Annotated in this window: 6 protein-coding genes and 2 pseudogenes; 1 reads left to right on the forward strand and 7 read right to left on the reverse strand. The window is 40.5% G+C overall.

Translation table 11 applies throughout. The annotated features are described in order from the left end of the window. Window positions 1–229 precede the first annotated feature (229 nt). Both FTT85_RS16415 and FTT85_RS16420 read right to left on the reverse strand, forming a co-directional pair. The gene (locus FTT85_RS16415; protein WP_180183994.1) at window positions 230–1,900 is read right to left on the reverse strand and encodes a ShlB/FhaC/HecB family hemolysin secretion/activation protein; all 1,671 of its coding nucleotides are present in this window, start codon (window positions 1,898–1,900) and stop codon (window positions 230–232) included. A 2-nt stretch (window positions 1,901–1,902) separates the two neighbouring features. Continuing rightward, window positions 1,903–8,841: an MBG domain-containing protein gene (locus FTT85_RS16420; RefSeq protein WP_180183995.1), complete on the reverse strand. Its 6,939-nt coding sequence runs from the start codon at window positions 8,839–8,841 to the stop codon at window positions 1,903–1,905. A gap of 208 nt (window positions 8,842–9,049) precedes the next feature. Between FTT85_RS16420 and FTT85_RS16425 the strand changes: the two are divergent. Then, window positions 9,050–9,982 (forward strand): annotated as a pseudogene (locus tag FTT85_RS16425) (IS5 family transposase). Window positions 9,983–10,134: 152 nt separating this feature from the next. Here FTT85_RS16425 and FTT85_RS16430 read toward each other — a convergent pair. From FTT85_RS16430 to FTT85_RS16450, 5 genes and pseudogenes are all read right to left on the reverse strand, one after another. Next, on the reverse strand, window positions 10,135–11,007 hold the full coding sequence (locus tag FTT85_RS16430; RefSeq protein WP_121533560.1) for a DUF2399 domain-containing protein: 873 nt from the start codon (window positions 11,005–11,007) through the stop codon (window positions 10,135–10,137). A 13-nt stretch (window positions 11,008–11,020) separates the two neighbouring features. After that, a complete protein-coding gene (locus FTT85_RS16435; protein ID WP_121533562.1) occupies window positions 11,021–12,265 on the reverse strand; it encodes a hypothetical protein in 1,245 nt (414 codons plus the stop codon). Further along, a complete protein-coding gene (locus FTT85_RS16440; RefSeq protein WP_104469925.1) occupies window positions 12,262–12,900 on the reverse strand; it encodes a hypothetical protein in 639 nt (212 codons plus the stop codon). Before FTT85_RS16440 ends, FTT85_RS16435 begins: the two co-directional genes overlap by 4 nt. Before the next feature lie 12 nt (window positions 12,901–12,912). Then, entirely contained in the window at window positions 12,913–16,596 is a 3,684-nt protein-coding gene (locus tag FTT85_RS16445; protein ID WP_180183996.1) for an ATP-binding protein, read from the reverse strand. 389 nt (window positions 16,597–16,985) lie between these two features. Then, window positions 16,986–17,178: pseudogene (locus FTT85_RS16450) on the reverse strand (IS5/IS1182 family transposase); the annotation flags it as partial.

The following is a 17,178-nucleotide window of genomic DNA, read 5'->3' on the forward strand; positions in this document are numbered from 1 at the left end:
TAACGTCTGATAATTTTTGAATATCTTTGAATTTCATCCAAGGATTATCCCTCGAATTAAATAATTTTGCTGATTAATTTAAGATCAAATAAATTGTACGTTTTTTGATTTATGACGGAAGTCTATTATAAAACCAATACAATGGTGCATAGAAAGAGCTTGTCAATATGAATAGAGCAAATGCATCAGAATTGCACAGTTTAATTGACAAGCTCTACTTTGATCTATTTTAGAACCGCATCATCATACTTAACCAACCTTCTGCATCATGTTTTTTATCTATGCTGGTCGGTGTTGCACCGATCGGAAAGCCAACCTTGCTTTGGACTTGGAATCGCTTGTTGTCCGACCAATCCATTCCTAAGCCTGCACTGCTGATTCGCTCTCGATTATCTCCTGTTAAACCAGCCCAACGCTGAGCTTGTTTTTTCACTTCTGCACTGTCTACATAAACTTTCAACATCAAATGATGCTGTGCTGTATTCAACAGACCTTGTCTGAGCTCTGCCACAGCATAATAGCCACTTGAGCCACTTAAGACGCTGTTTTGATAACCTGCAACGGTATAAGCCCCGCCCATACTGAACTGTTCACTGCTATCCAAATTATCAGGACTATATTGTGCTTGAATGCCTGTATATAACTGCGTTGCAGAGAGACCGAGATTTTGTAATCGTGATAGGTTTAGATGAGCACGATAAAAACTACCCTGTGTTTGTGCAGTCGCTTGATCCGCTTTTTTTGCTGCAGCATTTTGATATTTCACTTGGCCAAAGTCGTTTGAGATATTCAATTGATTTAAGCCACCTCCTGCAAAGTTATCATACTGTGCAGCTTGGACGGATAACCGACCGACATGCACATCACGATGGCGATAAACATTGGCAACGCCTATATCATCTTCAAGCTGTTTGTAATCATATTGTGCATTCAGTAGCACTTCACTACGATTACTCAAGAGGACTGGTTGATTTAACCAAATACTGGCTTGTTGGGCTTTACCTTCGGCATCGAGGGCTTTGTATTCTTTACCAAGCTCATAAATTAAGTCAGAGTAACTTGCCCCTAGCCGACTCCCCATCCCATTGATTGTTGCTTCATAGCCTACACGCCCATAATGCATTTTGCCTGATGTCATGGCATCTACACTGAGCTTATCACCAAGACCAAAAGGATTATGTACAGCAGCGCCCGCATTGAAACGAACCTCTCGGGTATATTCATTGCCGTAATTGTCTAAACCAACATAACCGGTCATTGCTGCGGTTGGTACGATATCTACATTCAGCTGACTCGTCCCTGTGCTTTGTCCTGCACTTAAAATATTACGACTCTGTACACCATCTAAACGATTCAGTAATTTAATTTGTTGTTCAAGTGCTTGTGATGTGATGACTTGACCTGCTTGTAATGGTTGCAGTGTGGCATCGATCAATGCATTTCGAGTACGGCTTTGATTGTTATAGCTGATGCCATCATAACGTGCTTCTAATACAGCAATGGTTACCACCCCTTGACTTAGGTTTTGGGCAGGCAAGTAAGCACGGCTATAGGGATAGCCCTGCTGTTGATAATACGCTGTCAGCTTTGCGGTCAGTTGTTGTAGCTCATGCAAGGTTAGACTTTTACCTTCACTATCGACAACAAGGGAATGCAATTTTTCTGTGGCAATGCTTTGATTGCCTGTGATTGCAATATGTTGTACCTGTACCTGTTCACCACCTGCCAATGTCTGTGCTGGGTTCGCTGTGGACTCAATCTGTACAGGGCTTTGCGGTTGATACGGTATCATTTGCTGCTGTTGCAGTAATTGTCCTGCATTGGGCACAACATCTGCCCATGTGGTGATGCTGGTTAGGCTGACGGCTGTTGCCAATATGGTTTTTTGCAGTGCATACATGATTAGTTGTTCCCCAGTGTCTGAATGTTATCCATATTGATACCATTGCCTTCTATTTCGATTTCAACGATGTCAAAGGTTTTTGGTTGTTGTAGTGGCTGTGTACGAATTGCACGCTGGTATGGGTTCGCCCAAGTCGGATAATAGCTCGGCGTGACAGGTGGCTGTTCTGGTTCAGGCTGTGGCACTGGCGGCTTCGGCTGTTCTGGTTCAGGCTGCGGCACTGGTGGCTTCGGCTGTTCTGGTTCAGGCTGTGGTACTGGTGGCTTCGGCTGTTCTGGTTCAGGCTGCGGCACTGGTGGTTTAGGTTCGATAGGGCTTGCCTGAATCTCAAGTACACCATCGACAAAGCGTAGCTCATAGTTACCATCCATTCCTGTGGCTTTGTTGGCATAAGTACCCACTTCTTTGGCTGTCACAGTTGCACGGACATGGGTCAGTACCGATTGATCTTCACCGTTCACCAGGCCTGTCACGCTAAAGCCATTGACTGTTTGGTCTTGTCCGTTATAAACTGTGTTTAAACTATTGGCGGTAACGATTGCTTGCGCTTTACTAATATCAGCAGTATCGGTTGCTGTAGTTGCAGCGAGAACATAGTTCCCTGCATCTGCTCCTGATAAAGTTAAGCCATTCACTATCACAATTTTATTACTTCCAGCATTTTTATCGCTAAATGTCGCTGGATTGCCTGTAATGTTTAAAAAATCACCTGATACACGGTTATCACCATAAATTACTGCCGCCGAACTATTGCCATCATAGACTTTGTTTTGGGCATTGATGGTTGCGGTTAATGTCCGTGGGGTAATCGCAAAATCCGCCCCTGTATAGCTAATGTCATAGTTACTGGTGGCAAGTAAGCTTCCTTGGTTAATCGCATAATTCCCCACATTTTTCCCTGCCGCACGCTCCAAAGCACCTGTTAATAAACTATTATTATCAGAGAATTTCCAACCTGATACAGCATAACTTAATGTCGGGTCAGCATCGCCATAGACTTTATTTTGTCCTGCATCGGCAATAATGGTTAAAGTGGCTGGGGTAATTTCAAATTGCGGCGATGCTACATCATAGGCAATGGTATAGTTGCCTCCTGCGGCAACTGTGCCTTTATTCATGGCATACAAACCTGCATTTTCGCCACTAGCACGCCCTAAAGCACCTGTTAATAAACTATTATCATCAGAGAATTTCCAACCTGATACAGCATAACCTAATGTCGGGTCGGTATCGCCATAGACTTTATGTTGTCCTGCATCGGCAATAATGGTTAATTGTGCTTTTTGAATCTCAAATTGCGGCGATGCTGCATCATAGGCAATGGTATAGTTGCCTCCTGCGGCAACTGTGCCTGTATTCATGGTATAAAGACCTGCATTTTCGCCGCTATCACGCCCCAAAGCACCCGTTAATAAACTATGATCATCAGATAATTTCCAGCCTGATACACCATAACCTAATGTCGGGTCGATATCGCCATAGACTTTATTTTGTCCTGCATTGGCAGTAATGGTTAATGTCGCTGGATTAATGGTTAAAGCTGTTGTATTCGCTGCATTTTGTACAAAAACATAATTGCCATTATTTGCAGTTAAACCACTACCCGCTATTGCATATTGACCCACATGACTTGTTGCGGTTGCTGTAGTTGAAAATGATGCCGTTCCTGTCGTCGCATTCGCCAAATTTTCACCATTGACAAAACCTGCCACTGTTCCTGTTAATCCAGTGGTTGCATCGCCATAGATGGAGGTCGCTACATCGGCAGTATAAGTTAAAGTGGCTGGGGTGATATTTGCCTTTAAACCACCTGTCGGCTGTACCAGATTATAGTTAGCTGCATCTGCTCCGCTTAGCGTATAGCCCGACACCGTCACCGTTTTATGTGTACCGACATTTTTATCGGCAAAGTTTGCTATCCCTGTTCCACTTAAAACCACCGCATCACTGCCCAATGGCGAAACTGAAGCAGTACCGAACAAATCTGCTAGCGTATTGCCATTATAGACTTTATTGTCTGCACTCAAGCCTGCAAGTGCAAGGTCGGCTTTACTAATATTCGCCTTTAAGCCTGTCGGCTGTACCAGATTATAATTGCCTGCATCTGCTCCGCTTAGCGTGAAACCTGTCACTGTCACTGCTTTGTTCGTACCCACATTTTTATTGGCAAATGCTGCGACAACATCTCCGCCTAACGTTACCGAATCACTACCAAACTGTGCAATCGTAGGCGTACCAGTCAAAGTTGCTACAGTGTTTGTATCATAAACTTTATTGAACGCACTCAAACCTGTAATTGCAAGGTCGGCTTTATTGATGGTTAAACTCGCATTTCCTCCAATCAAATCATAGCCTTGTTGATTGGAATACAGACCGATATTATATGTACCGACATTTTTAGAGCTGCTTTGTCCTGCAAAGATTTTACTACTATCTAAACCTGCCAGCGGCACACCACTTAAATCTAAGCCTTGTGTTTGACCATTATAGGTTGTACTTTGATTGGCGACTGTGCCTAGTGTTGCTTGTGTTAAGAATGAGCGTAATAACGGTGCAGTATTGCCCTCATAGATACGCCAGACTTTTCCTGTTCCACCTTGTCCGTCTATATCGAAACCGACAAAGCTTGCACCGTTTTTCATCTGTTCGGCTGTTAAGTCTTTGCTATCGCTATCTATGCTGCCACCCAGTTGGGTTATATCAATACCTCGTGTTGCTCCCGAAATCTCAGTACTCCAGTAACTTTGAGTAATTTGGGCATTGCCCTCATTTACTCCGACTAAAGCACCGCCTACGCCTGTAATTTGACCTGTTGCATAGCTTTGACTAATGTTGGAATCAATATTATTTTGCCCAGCTAAACCGCCTGTATAACTATCCCCACTCCCATCAACCTTGGCAATACTATAACTTTCCTTAATTGTCGATTGTTGAGAGTTTGTCCCGACTAATCCACCTGTCTGAGCCCTTCCTTCGACCATGCCTGTGCTATAATTTTGTTCGATTAAACTCCCATTATACGATGAGCCAACTAAGCCACCAACTGCTTGTATTCCAGTCACGTTGGCATTATCGCTATAGCTTCGTCGCAGTGTACTGTTATTCATCTCGCCAATCAGACTACCAACATCGTTTTTGCCTGTTACCGTTGCACGATTTAAACCGATATTCTGAACGGTTGCATTACGAATACGGGCAAATAATCCGACATTTCCAGTATCTGGACGATTAATATACAAATCATTTATCGCAAAACCCAGACCATCGAATATACCCGTAAAATGGTTATTACTATCGCCAATCGGGTTAAAACCTTGCCCATTATTCCAACCCGATGTTGCCGTTGCATCGATGTCTGCACCGAGTACATATTTACCACTCAGGTTTCCACTCATCCCTTGTAATTGATTTAAGGTCTGAATTACAGCATAGCTTGCCCCAGCTACGGTGTCATTCTTATTAATGACATTGTTTAGCCCAATATGGTTTTTTAGATATGGCGTGGTTTGATTATCACCATTCCCCCAAATTATATCGAAGTCGAAACCTGATAAGCTATTTTTATTAAACATTTGCGCTGTAGTTAAATCTACAACACTTGTTAGATTGCCTGAATTATCACCAACGGCTTGTGCTTGTCCTGTTGTCGCGCTGTTCCAATAACTATTTTTGATTGTTCCACCCAACCTTCCCACAAGACCACCAAATGTCATTGCATTACCTGATGTTCTGGTAACCTGACCCGTAGCATAACTGTTTTCTACAGTGCTTGAATTATTATTACCTAGCAGCCCACCAACTCTCTCTATACCTGACACTGCTCCTGTGGCATAGCTGTTTTTAATTACCGAGTTAACAGCATTATTTCCCGATAAACCACCTGCGTAAGAACCTTGTGTTTGGACTGCCCCAGTTGCATAGCTGTTTTCAATCCGAGAGTCAAATTGATTGGCTCCTGAAAGTCCACCTGCAAAACCGTCTGTCGCTGTAACTTGGGCATTGGAATAGCTCGATAGAATATTTGACTGATTCTGATTAAATCCAACTAAACCACCAACGGCCTGAAAACCATTCACTTGACCTGTACTAGACGCATTACTCGTGTTTGTGGATTCTGCCCAGCCTATAAGTGCACCAACTCTATTATAGCCTTTAATATTTGCCTGTATTAATCCGATATTTTGAATGGTTGCATTGTTGGTTACACCAAATAAGCCGACACCATCTTGGACTGCACGGTTAATGGTTAAATTAGAAATCGTATGATTTAAGCCATCGAATTTTCCATTAAATCCATTTGACAAGTTACCAATCGGGTTAAAACCTTGCCCATTATTCCAACCCGATGTTGCGGTTGCATCGATGTCTGCACCGAGTACATATTTACCACTCAGGTTTCCACTCATCCCTTGTAATTGATTTAAGGTCTGAATTACAGCATAGCTTGCCCCAGCTACGGTGTCATTCTTATTAATGACATTGTTTAGCCCAATATGGTTTTTTAGATATGGCGTGGTTTGATTATCACCATTCCCCCAAATTATATCGAACTCGAAACCTGATAAGCTATTTTTATCAAACATTTGCGCTGTAGTTAAACCTACAACACTTGTTAGATTGCCTGAATTATCACCAACGGCTTGTGTTTGCCCTGTTGTCGCGCTGTTCCAATAACTATCTTTGATTGTTCCACCGTACCAACCGACTAACCCACCAAATGTCATTGCATTACCTGATGTTTTGGTAACCTGACCCGTAGCATAACTGTTTTCTACAGTGCTTGAATCATTATTACCTAGCAGCCCACCCACAGCATCTATACCTGACACTGCTCCTGTGGCATAGCTGTTTTTAATTACCGAGTTACCATAATTATTTCCCGATAAACCACCTGCGTTAGAACCTTGTGCTTGGACTGCCCCAGTTGCATAGCTATTTTCGATACGAGAACCAGACTGGTTCACACCTGTTAGACCGCCAGCAAAAGACTTTGCTATCACTTGGGCAGTCGAATAACTAGAGCGAATCGTAGCGTTATTATCATTCCCCCCCACCAAGCCACCGACAACTTCTCTTCCTGTAATCGATCCACCCACTACACCAATATTTTGAATATTTGCAGCACTGGTAGCACCAAATAAGCCAATACGATTCTGTGATGGTCGGTTGATATATAAATTAGAAACTGTATGATTTAAACCATCAAACTTGCCTTTAAATTCATGTCCATAAATACCAATCGGACTAAAGCCTTGCCCATTATTCCAACCCGATGTTGCCGTTGCATCGATGTCTGCACCGAGTACATAGTTGCCTGCAAGACCGCCACTAATGCCTTGTAAATCTGTACCTGTGGTCGAGCCTGCTGCACCTAAGTCGGTAATCACAGTATAATTTATCGGTGCGTTTGCACCTTTTTGAGTACTAAAGTTTTGCCCTGCTTTTAGATTTACTTTTGCACCATTATTTAGATAATAGTTGGCGTTGATATTGCTGGTAGTTTGCCCATATTGTAGGTTTAATTTACCGTTATTATTGGTTGCAGTGATATTGGCATTGATATTGATGTCGTTATCGGCACGTAAAGTCAGTGCTGTATTAGCATTCCACGTTACATCGGCATTGACATTGATATTGCCTGCCTGTGTGCCTGCCCCTGCGGTGGTTACGGTAATATTATTACTCGCTAAAGCACTGTTTAATGTACCTACATTGATAATGCTGTCATTTTGGCTTGGGGTGAATGTGTTGCCTGCATTATTATTGCCAGCTTGTGCTTGGTTAGAAATCGTTACATTAAAGGGGTCAATCAACCATTCACCTGTTTTGCCACCGTCGGAACGTGTCGAAACTTGGGTACTATCCGCAATCTGTACATTTGCGGCTGAGGTTTCAATAAACCCGCCATCTTGACCATTTTTGCCTTCAGCTTTAAGCGTGCCACTCACGGTGGTTGTGCCCGTTTGCATATCACCCAATAGAATGATTTCACCTTTGGCATTTTTTTCTAAGCGATTGGCTTCGATAATCCCTGTATGATTCACCACCGTTTTACTCAAGCTATTTTTGGCTTGGGCAGTTAAATAGACCGCTCCATTATCGGCTTGGATGGCACCGCCATTTTCCACCAAACCCTGTAACGTGCCTAAATCAATCTGATATTCGACTAAACTGCCATCTTGCAGCTGTAAAGTCACTTGATCGGCTGCGGTTAAATGCACCACACCATTATTGGCTTGAATCGTGCCGTGATTTTTGACCGTTGGCGCAATCAACGCCACCACACCGCCACCCGCAATAATCGAACCGTAGTTTTCTACACTGCCTACATTGCCCTGATTTTCAAGACTGTTTTTTAGGGTTAATTTGCCCTGTGCAATATCGCTGTCGGAAAGATTTAAAGTTGAGGCAACAATTCCACCGACATTCACCTGTGCGGTTTTGGAAAAAATCACTCCGTTTGGATTAAGTAAGAATACCTGACCATTGGCATTCAATTTACCCATGATTTGACTGGCGTTATTGTCCAGCACCCGATTGACAGCAATCGAAGATTGATTCGGTTGGTTAAAATTCACTGTGGCATCTTTGCCAATGTTAAAAGTATTCCAATTTGTCGAGAGATTTTGGCTATTTTGGTTGATATTTAGGCTATTATTATTTTGGCTGATTTGTGCCGAACCTTGCGTTATATTTGCTCCTGTAGGTAATGCAGTATTGGCAACCCCAGCCCATGTTGCATTGGCAACTAAAGCCATACTGAGACTTAGACTACACAATAACCACTGCGGACACGCGGATACGTTTTGGGTTTTGTGTAATGGACGAGATAAATGCGTGCCAACTGTTGTTCCTTTGGCAGCACTTTTGGCATGTTCAGACACCACAACCATCTGCCCTAGTGCCTTATTCCATACGATTTTATAAATTTTGTTCATCACACATCCCCAAAACCTGTGTTTTTGTAAAGTTATGTGCTATTAGATACACATTACTTGACTTTGCAATACCTGAAATCAAGTATTTTTTAGGAATTACTGTATATAGTTAATATGGTTCCGTTAATTAGACCACTCAATTCAGTTTTATAAGAGCTTTGTTGCACAGACTTATCTGTAAAGGCTTTTTCAGCGATATAATTTTCAAATGAAGAAGCCTACACATAAAATCTACCGCACAACCAATTGGTTCGCATATAACCGAGCACTCATTAATCGCGGAAATATTGCCATTTGGTTCGATCCAGCTACGCAATGGTATGCGCCATCAAAATGCAAACAAGGGCGATATCAAATCTACTCCGACGCAGCCGCCCAATGCTGCTTAATGATTAAATCCTTATTCCGTCTGTCTTTACGTATGGTCACTAGCTTTGTGCAAAGTCTGATTAAACTTTGCGGATTAGATTGGACCGCACCAGATTACAGTACGCTTTGTAGAAGATAAAAGCATATTGATATTGCAATCCGCTTCCAAAAAAGTAGCGATGGGCTGCATCTACTCATAGCCTCTACAGGCTTGAAGTTTCTAGGTGAGGGCGAATGGAAACGCAAGAAACATGGACCTGAATATCGTCGCCAATGGCGTAAACTTCATATTGGTATAGATGCTAAAACCCTACAAATACGAGCAGTTCAGCTTACAACCAATAATGTCAGTGATTCACAGGTGCTTGGTGATTTACTTGATCAGATTCCACAAGATGAGCGGATTGATTCTGTTTATACCGATGGAGCTTATGACACTAAGCAATGCCGTCAGGTCATTGCAGATCGGCAAGCGCATGCGGTGATTCCACCTAGAAAAAATGCGAAACCATGGAAAGATACAAAGAGTAGCTCGCTAGAGCGAAATGAATTACTTCGAACAATTAAACGTTTAGGCAGGACACTATGGAAAAAATGGTCAGGCTATCATCGGCGAAGTTTGGTTGAAACTAAGATGCATTGCATCAAATTATTAGGAGATAAACTCAGTGCAAGGAGTTTTGCTAGCCAAGTGAATGAGATCCATGCACGTGTAGCAGTCCTTAACAGATTTACGGAATTAGGTCGACCACTTACCCAAGTTACGCCTTAAATTTGGCTCAATTAGGGGCGCTTTGCATTTCAAATCTTTGTGCAACAAAGCCCCACTCTTACCAAATCCCTTTTGAATACTACAATTAAAAAACAATTTATCACTAAATATTTTTATTTAAATATTTCTTTAAAATAGATATTAACTGAATTTCAATCAACCTTTAACTCAATTAAAGGCCCTAACCGATTCACATTTTCTTGCATGAGAGCAATTTGATTGATGTGTATATGCCTATACAAATTTCTAATAGCTAAAGGCTGAACAGTATCAGTATAAAGATCATGACTTTTATGGATCTGTTCAAAAAATTTCGTAGTGTTATTGTCCACATGGTTTCGGTTGATTTCATTCCAGCATTCAGGAATTAATATCGACATTGTTCTACGTTTAAGGAAATGAGCAGCGATGTTCAACCCAAATGGATCAAAATCACCATAAAATGCAATTTCAGCATGTTCGGGAAGTTTGGCTAGTAATTCAAACACCTGACGTGCATTTTGACCCTGACCACGATATAAAAATAGACTGTCTTGCCATTTTTCAGGTAGCTGTTCATACCAATCAAACAGTCTCGTCAACATCGTTCCATTTTCAACAATAATCAGTTTTTCAATCTTATTGCAACACAACACATGGGCATGAACCGTGGGCACTAAGCCCTTATATCCAATCGTTACCTCTTCCTGTTTTAATGGCAATTTTGCATGCACCGATGCAAATACAAGTTGATCGCCGAATACAGAATATCCACCAGACTTTTCATCTTTCAAAAAGTTTAACAAATCCATACGATCAGATTCTAAATTCAGAGACTGTTCAGGAGCGACTTTAACCTGTTTTGCATAGATACAGCGCTCCAAATACTCCAGTTCTTTGGATGTAAGGTGAAGCTCCTTACCATGGACCATACCAATCTGATAATCCTGATGAACTTTTTGCCAGGTTTTATTGAATGCCATAGACCGCTTTTTTAATTGCAATGCCGTCTGAATTACCGATAGTTCACGTATACCAAATGTCACTCATGTTCTCCTATCAGGCAATCTGTTGCAATTTATCAGTTCGAGAAATGATGACATCAGATACACAACTGTTTCCATCAAATATAGGATCTATAGTTTCGACAAATTCCATGTTCAATTTATCTTTGAATCGGTTTCTATAGTGGCTGGTTAAAGCGATCAGCCAAAAATCGATATCGCATCCTGGCATTAGCAGCTCATATGTTTCAACGCCACTCAATTGTTGATGTTTTCCCTCATCCACAAGCAATGCATCAAAGAAATTACTCGTAGCAATTTCTAAAGCAGTTAAAGGCTGTTCAACAACCTCACTCCCTTCTCTAACATCTGGCAGATTTTCTTGATTTTTATTCTGCTCTATCCGTTTTTCACGCTTGGCAAATACTTTTGAGCCAAGTTCACGTAGCGTTTCCTGTTCTTCATCAGCATCCAGATCTGCATAGCTGATGAGTTCACTGCATGGCACATGATAAAAAACTTCTGACGCCGTCGCTTCATCAAACTCCAGGTTTAATGTAGATTTTCCTTTTAAAAAGCGGTGGAAAGCATCCACCATGTTGCTTTTTTTCTGCGAAGATAATTCTTGTTTCCAATCAAACAACTGCTTATTTAATTTAGAAGCACTGTATTTCACCTCTTTACTACAGATAATGAATACGGGGATCAGCTTATTTACCACCAAACTTTCAAGATCTTTATCTGAAGCACCAAGCTCAAGCATTGCGTTGGTTGAAAGTGCGCCCATCACTTCAGTCAATGAACTTAAAATCCTGATGGTTTTTTCAATGCGTTGAATACGGACCTCAAGATTGTTAAACAATGCCAGGTCTTGAAGTGCTTGGGTGGAGAAATCATAGCAGCTCTCAAAAATAGTATTGGCTAATTCAACAATACCTTCACTAATTTCATCCTTATAAATTTCAGCATCTTCTACACTTTTGAGTTTGGTCGTTTCAAATTCACTGATATTGGCACGAATATCTGAAATAAGTTTATGAATCTGTTTAGAGCTGTCAGTAACCCTACGTTTTTTCTCATAATACGTTACGAATGAAATCACGTGGTTGTATAAGTTAAAGCCATTTTTTTCAGTGTTGAAATAGCCAAGTTCTGCTTTATTCAATACTTTGATTAAATACTCATTGTCATCATTTACAGGCACAATTGCGTTGTTAAATACAATCGCATTACCGATATGCTCAATATAGTTGTTGAGCGCTTTTGCCGCTTTGGCTGCTGGATATTCCAACTCACTCATATCAGCTCGCCCTGCTCCGGTTCAGGTATTTCATCGTAATTGATGCCATTAAAAGTACAAATGTATTCTAGCTCATCATAGAAAACAGACCACTTAGCTGTCGCAATATAAGTCGTGCCAGTGTTGCCGGTTGGATGTAGATATTGATTGCTGACAAGGTATTGAAGCACAGAGCTAATCTGCTCTTTGGGTGAGGTGGATGCCTTACCTAATTTAATGACCAATTCCTTAAGTTGCGACATAATCAGTGGAGATCGTTCAACCTCAGTGATGAGTTCACCATAAGTCACCGTATCCCCACATTGCATGATACGACTATTGTCTTTTATTGAACGGCATAAGCGAAGCCAGTCATTCAAGGGCTCCATTTTCGACACAATTTCGCTGAACTGTTTTCTTAGAAGTTCACGGGTTGCTTTGTTCTTGCGACTTTCACTAAAGACACAGTAGAACCCATAATTATCTTTGGTACGGACGCACTTTTTTCCCATCCAATCGAGATAATTATTTATTTCCTCCAAGACCAGATCATCTTGGAGCTTGTGGTAGAGATCTTTGTGGACATGTTCATCAATAATTCCTCCAGAAATTAAAACATTTACAATGTCAGAAAAAATTGATTTAGCAATTTGCATAATAGGTCCCCACTAGGCTAAAAGCGGATTAGGTTTTTCGTTTTTCTGGGTTTTAAACTTGCGTATACCGAAGTTTCGGTCGATATCATTCTTATGCACAAAGCTTTCACTTAATTCACTGGATAAGTTCGGCTGAGCGCAGACTAGATAAATATTCTGCTTTTGCATCAACTCGAATAATCGCATTGTATTTTGTGAATCAAACTGGCCGATTTCATCGAGTGGTACATGGATGACTGTATTGATATCTGGACATAGTTTTCGTGTTAAAGCCGTAAAGATAATAATGACAATTAATCGTGATAAACCAGTACTACTGCCGGAAAGCAAATCAGAATCATTGTTCACATAAACCTTACGGTTATTTTCCTCATAGCTGATACGCAGTTTGACTAAAGAGCGGATATCGTCAGTCTGAACATTCGACTTTTCTAATGCTTTAACAGCTGATTCAAATGACCGTATTAGCTTCTCACTCGGTAGTATGAGCTGAGATGATTCCTGGATTGATTCTTCATCCAGATCTTTTTCAAAGCGATCTAACTGCTCATAGACATTGAGGCCATCAAGTACAGAAAGTAATTCAATCTGAATATTACCTAACGCTGTAAATGGATTGGTTGTATTGGTTTGCTCTGTAAGATCCTTAGATATCGCATTCAGCTTACGGCGGAACTTAGCCAAAGATTGTCCATAATTACGTAAATCGTAAGTAGCCAGTTTAAAACTATTGATCGTGAGGTTTTCTTTTGTGGGAATATCCACCAACAGCATATTTTCGATTTCTTTCATACCGTAAAGATCATATGTGGTGGTGTTCACATTGCCCAATAGTGCCATGCGATTTTCCCACTGCTTATAGAGCTCGAAATCACTATTCTGGCGTAAAATACTTAGTACGGTATTGAGGGATTGTTTCAACTCCTTGAGCTGTTCTTTCTGACGATTGAGATGATCCTCCGTATTCCGGTAAAACCATTCAAAACTAACCGGCGCAGCAACCTCAAGCTGTTCAATCTGCGGAATACCTTCCAGTACTGAATTAATACGGTTTCTTAAAGAAGCTATCTTGGTATTTTCCTCTTCAACCTGCTGAAGATTGCTTTCAATAAGGTTAACTTCATGACGTGATTGTTGTTTAAGTTTTTCGGTTTTGACATTCAGTTTGTCAAAATTTTGTCGGAAAGCATAAATTTCTTGTTCGAGATTTCCGATTAAAGTGCAGATCCCCGTTTTACGAGAGTATTCCTGCTCGAACCAAATCTTGTACTGCATCAAGATGATTTCATAATCTTTCACGATATGACATTTATGGTTCAGTTGTTTTAGCTGATCCTGTGCCTTTTGATAAAGCGTAGTATCCAAACCTTTTTGCTGCAATTCACTATTACGTAAAGATTCAAGATCTATGAGTTTATTATCACATTTATGAATCACAGATTTAGATCTTTCATCCAACATTGCTTTACGTTCTAATTGTTCTTTAATTTTGAAATCATAACTCTGCTGAATTTGGTTTTTTTCATTGCCAAAACGATCATGAATCATTTGGCGTTCTACATTTACTTGTTGATTGAATAATTTTAATCGCTGACGAGCCTGATCACGTTGTCCTTCAGCTAATTTTCTCCGATCCATTACATTTGTTTGGATCTTTTGCTTATATTGCTCAAATATACGCTGGGTACTATCAAATGTTTCTCGGCATTGACGCAGCTCATTCTGTAATTTAATGAGGTTTAGCTCAAAATTCTGAACTGCTTTGGCAGCTACAGCCACTGCTTTTTCAGTATGGCTGTATTTTTCTTTAGCCTCTTCCAAAATAGTGGTTGCCTTTGCAAGGCGCTGCTCCAATTCATTGAGTGATTCGGCTTCAACCGGAAGATCTAGCTTGGAAGTATCAAGATGAAGGCCATAGAAACTAACATGTCCGCTTTGTTGTTCTGAGTCCCAAGAAGGCTTCAACCCGGTATGCAAAAATAATTTAGGATTAATCAGTTTGGCAATGTTGTGTTTCCAATCGTCTTCAGGACATTGTTTCAGAAAGCTCAATAATGTATTTTTCTGATACAAGATATCTCTTAACTGATGTTCCGTTTGTGTAGATTTATCTAAATGGTGTTTAGCTGAATCAAAATCTACATTAGCTCGAGTGTGCTCGCTTTTTAGGCGTGATAAATCAGCGTTTGCTGTGTTGAGTTGCTGTTCCTTATTCCGTATCGCTTTTTGGTGAGTGTGTAGATTCAGCTGGTACTCTTCGATTTGCTGTTGCTCTTCCTGAGTATGATTAGATGCTTCAGCAATCAAATTGTTGCAGTGATCAACCTCATCTTCATAAAATTTGCGCTCATTCTGTTTGCTTTGCTCGAAAGCATTAAGCTCATTTTTTTCATCCAAAGCCAGTTGATCTACTGCATGAGACCTATCCTGTTGCAAATTGTGTATTAAATTAGAAACCTCATTCTTACGTTCATGAATAGCAGCTAAATCTCGGTCTTTTTCTTCCAAGGCATTATTTTTAAGTTTTTCAAATTTATGAACAATTTCTTTCTGGTTCTTCTCTAACTCATCCACATAACGGCGCGCATCTTCAGCTTCCTGCTTGTACTTAGCAAGATTACTGAATTCTTCCTGTTTTTTCAGAATGTCAGCATTTTTATATTTCTGCTCGTTTTCCTCTATTAAAGCTAAACTATGTTGTAAACCTTCCAACTCACCTTTCGCCCGTGATTCATTGGAGCTATTCGCAATAATCTCATTTTCAATCACCTTTAATCCAGCTTTGGCATGTTCAATAGCTTGGCTTCTCTGATAACGAAGCTGTGCGATTGTCGTATTATTAAACTCTAGTTTATTGAGTGCCTGACCTCGATAAGCCTCCAGCAAAGAGTAAGTCTGCATTAAAGCATGTCGCTGCTCGATCCCCAGTTGCAGTTTTGGCTTTTCCTTATCAAACTCCCGTAATGTCTGAACATCAGCAATGAGGCTGGAAGAATTCAGCGTATTTGAGCGCTGATTCATCATCTGCTCATTTTCTAAAAAAGCATCAACCAACATGAGCTTGAAGTTATCTAACAGGTTGGTTTTATTTAGGGTGATCTGGGTGGATGCCCCAATATGCTTTAATTCATGGCCTTTACCGCTAAGAGAGAAAATAGAAGCAAGATCCCTCAATTTGAAATCACGATTCAGACGTTTTTTATCGCTAGTTAGAACCGCTACATAATCCAGGCTATTGTCGATCTGTTTACTGACGTAATAACCTTTAATTTCAATTTCTTGCAACAGACTTTTTACAGTCTTGTGTTGCTTATGGAATTCGATAGAAGATTTTGAAAAAACAGTCTCAGATGCGCTGCCCTGAATAAAGCGATAGCATTGTTTATCCTGATTACGGTAAAAAACAGCACAGCAAAGTCCCATCGGTGTGTTGTATTCAAACACAATCATGCTACGCGCATGAGGGAGATAATAATCTGTAAAATTGAGTTTATTGGCAGAGCGATCCATTAATCTGTCTGGACGGGCCCCATAAAATATTGGGATTAAATTTAAGGTAGAGGTTTTTCCTGCACCATTTGCACCCGTTAAATTAGAATTCCCTTCACCTAATTCAATTTTTGTAGAATTATTTGGTAAGTATGAATCATAGAGATAAATATTTTTTAGGCCATTCAATTCATGCAAGTCATTCATTTAACGTTTTTCCCAGAAGGATTATTCAATATTGCTTAGGGCAATCTACCCTTTAATCTTATTCAAATGCCCAGTAAAAAAAATTCAAACCTAGCAATACATTTAGCCATATACATTATTAGGTAATCTTAGAAGATAGTATCAAAAAATGTAATAGTTTTAGGGACTAATGCTTGAGACAACCAATTTCCAAGCCAACAAACCTTGCATTTTTTTAGCATGAATTTGGGGGGTTACCTAAGGGAATCGTGTCAAAAAAAATGTAATATGCTGCGAGCTCAATTTCTTAAAGTCACAGATTCAAACTTTTTGGTACCGCATCATGGCAATTATTCGGGGCTTTGTTGCACAAAGATTTGAAATACAAAGCCCCCCTAATTGAGCCAAATTTAAGGCGTAACTTGGGTAAGTGGTCGACCTAATTCCGTAAATCTGTTGAGGACTGCTACACGTGTATGAATTTCATTGACTTGGCTATCAAATTTTCTTGCACTGAGTTTATCCCCCAATAATTTGATGCAATGCATCTTAGTTTCGACCAAACTTCGGCAATGATAGCCGGACCATTTTTTCCATAATGTC

Origin of the sequence: Acinetobacter sp. YH01020 (assembly GCF_013420275.1) — a bacterium.
In the GTDB taxonomy this organism is placed as follows: Bacteria; Pseudomonadota; Gammaproteobacteria; order Pseudomonadales; family Moraxellaceae; genus Acinetobacter; species Acinetobacter amyesii.